The sequence below is a fragment of the Microbacterium sp. B24 genome, assembly GCF_000333415.1.
In the GTDB taxonomy this organism is placed as follows: domain Bacteria; phylum Actinomycetota; class Actinomycetes; order Actinomycetales; family Microbacteriaceae; genus Microbacterium.
Map to the genome: position 1 here is coordinate 1 of NZ_BADB01000150.1, position 1,983 is coordinate 1,983.

Sequence of the window (1,983 nt, forward strand, 5' to 3'; positions counted from 1 at the left end):
ATTCGAGCTCGGTCCCGGGGATCCTCTAGAGTCTGACCCGCGCGACGGCGCGTCACCCGAACAGCAGCGCACGGCCCGGCTCGCGCAGGATGTCACCGACCGTCGTCAGAAAGCGCGATGCCTGCTCGCCGTCGACGAGTCGGTGGTCGAACGACAGGCTCAGCGTCATCACGTCACGCAGCGCGATGTCGCCCTCGTGCTCCCAGGGCCGACGCCGGACCGAGCCCAGCCCGAGAATCCCCGCCTCGCCGGGATTCAGAATGGGCGTACCCGCGTCGATCCCGAAGACGCCGAAGTTGGTGATCGAGAACGTGCCACCGCTGAGCGCGGCCGGGCTCGTGCGTCCCGCGCGCGCCGTCTCGGCGAGACGGGCGATCTCGTCGGCGAGATCGACCAGACCGAGCCGGTCGGCGTCGGCGACATGCGGGACGATGAGGCCACGCTCGGTCGCAGCCGCGATGCCGAGATTCACGTAGTGGTACTGCACGATCTCCGCGGCGTCTTCGTCCCACGCCGCATTCAGGGTCGGCTCGACGCGCAACGCGAGACACACGGCTTTCGCGGCCACCGCCATGATGCCGATGCGATGTCCGTCGAGTCGGCGGTCGGCGCGCAGGTTCGCCACGAAGCGCGTGGTCTCGGTGACGTCGACCTCCAGGAAGGTCGTGACGTGAGGCGCTGTGAAGGCGCTGCGCACCATCGCCGCCGCCGTGTGCTTGCGGACGCCGCGGATCGGCACCCGCGTCTGCCGCTCGGCGCCGTCCCGCCCGGTGCCCGCCGGCGACACCCGTCCCGCATCCGCGGGCGACGCACCCGATGCGGCGGGAGTGCGGTCGGCGAGAAAGCGGTCGACGTCTTCGCGTCGGATGATTCCCGTGACTCCGGAGGCCTCGATGAGTGCGAGATCGACGCCGTGCGCACGCGCGTAGGCGCGCACGGGCGGGGTCGAGCGGGGACGCTCGTCACGCACATCGTCTCGCAGCGGTGTCACCGCATCGTGCGGGGCGTCGTGCAGGACCTGCGCGGCGATCGTCGGAGTGGCCTCACGATCTTCGTCGGTGCCCGCGAGCACGCGGGCGCGGCGTCGGGGGCGCCCCGCCGCGCGTGGCGCCGCGCCGTAACCGACGAGATTCGGCAACGAGGGCTCCGGCTCCACGTGCCCGGCCGGCGCGGACGTCGCCTCGGGCACGTCGCCGGACGGGGAGTCGGCGGCCTCGACCTCGAACGCGATCAGGGGGGACCCCACCTCCACGACGTCACCGGCTGCCGCGTGCAGCGCGCTGACCGTCCCCGCGAAGGGCGAGGGCAGCTCCACGATGGCCTTGGCGGTCTCGACCTCCGCGATGGGCTGGTTCAGATGCACGTCGTCACCTTGGGCGACGAGCCACTGGACGATCTCCGCCTCGGGCAGCCCCTCGCCGAGGTCGGGAAGGAGGAACTCCGCGATCATCGTTCCACCCCCGCCGCCGACGTGAGGCTGTTCGGCCGGTCGAGAACGCGATCGACGGCGTCGAGGATCCGATCGAGGTCGGGCAGGTGGTGCTTTTCCAGCTTGGCCGGCGGATACGGGATGTCGTGTCCCGTCACACGCTGCGGGGGTGCTTCGAGATAGTGGAAGCACTGTTCGGTGATGCTGGCGACCACCTCGGCACCGACGCCGGCCTCCCCCGCCGCCTCATGCGTAACCACGACGCGACCCGTCTTGCGGACGGATGCCGCGACCGTGCGGTAGTCGACGGGTGAGAGCGAACGCAGGTCGATGACCTCGATGGAGATGCCGTCGTCCTCGGCGGCGAGCGCGGCATCCAGCGCCGTCGCGACCTGCGCGCCGTAGGCGATCAGCGTGACGTCGGAACCTTCTCGCTCGACGCGCGCGAGACCCATCGGAGCCGCATCGGCCACGTCGCCGTCGAGATCGACCTCGCCCTTCGTGTGATACAGCCGCTTGGGCTCGAAGAAAACCAGACTCTAGAGGATCCCCGG

1 protein-coding gene and 1 pseudogene are annotated in these 1,983 nt (G+C 70.7%); both read right to left on the reverse strand.

Annotation, left to right across the window (positions count from 1 at the left end):
• Positions 1-52: 52 nt before the first annotated feature.
• Positions 53-1,450, reverse strand: a complete 1,398-nt coding sequence (locus I5I_RS03490; protein WP_036316521.1) for a dihydrolipoamide acetyltransferase family protein — start codon at positions 1,448-1,450, stop codon at positions 53-55.
• Positions 1,447-1,965, reverse strand: a pseudogene (locus tag I5I_RS03495) (transketolase C-terminal domain-containing protein); the annotation flags it as partial. The gene I5I_RS03490 and the pseudogene I5I_RS03495, both read right to left, overlap by 4 nt.
• Positions 1,966-1,983 lie beyond the last annotated feature (18 nt).

What these genes read in the sequence shown, in the direction of transcription:
- I5I_RS03490 (WP_036316521.1), bottom strand. Translation starts at nt 1,450, where the DNA reads ATGATCGCGGAGTTCCTCCTTCCCGACCTCGGCGAGGGGCTGCCCGAG.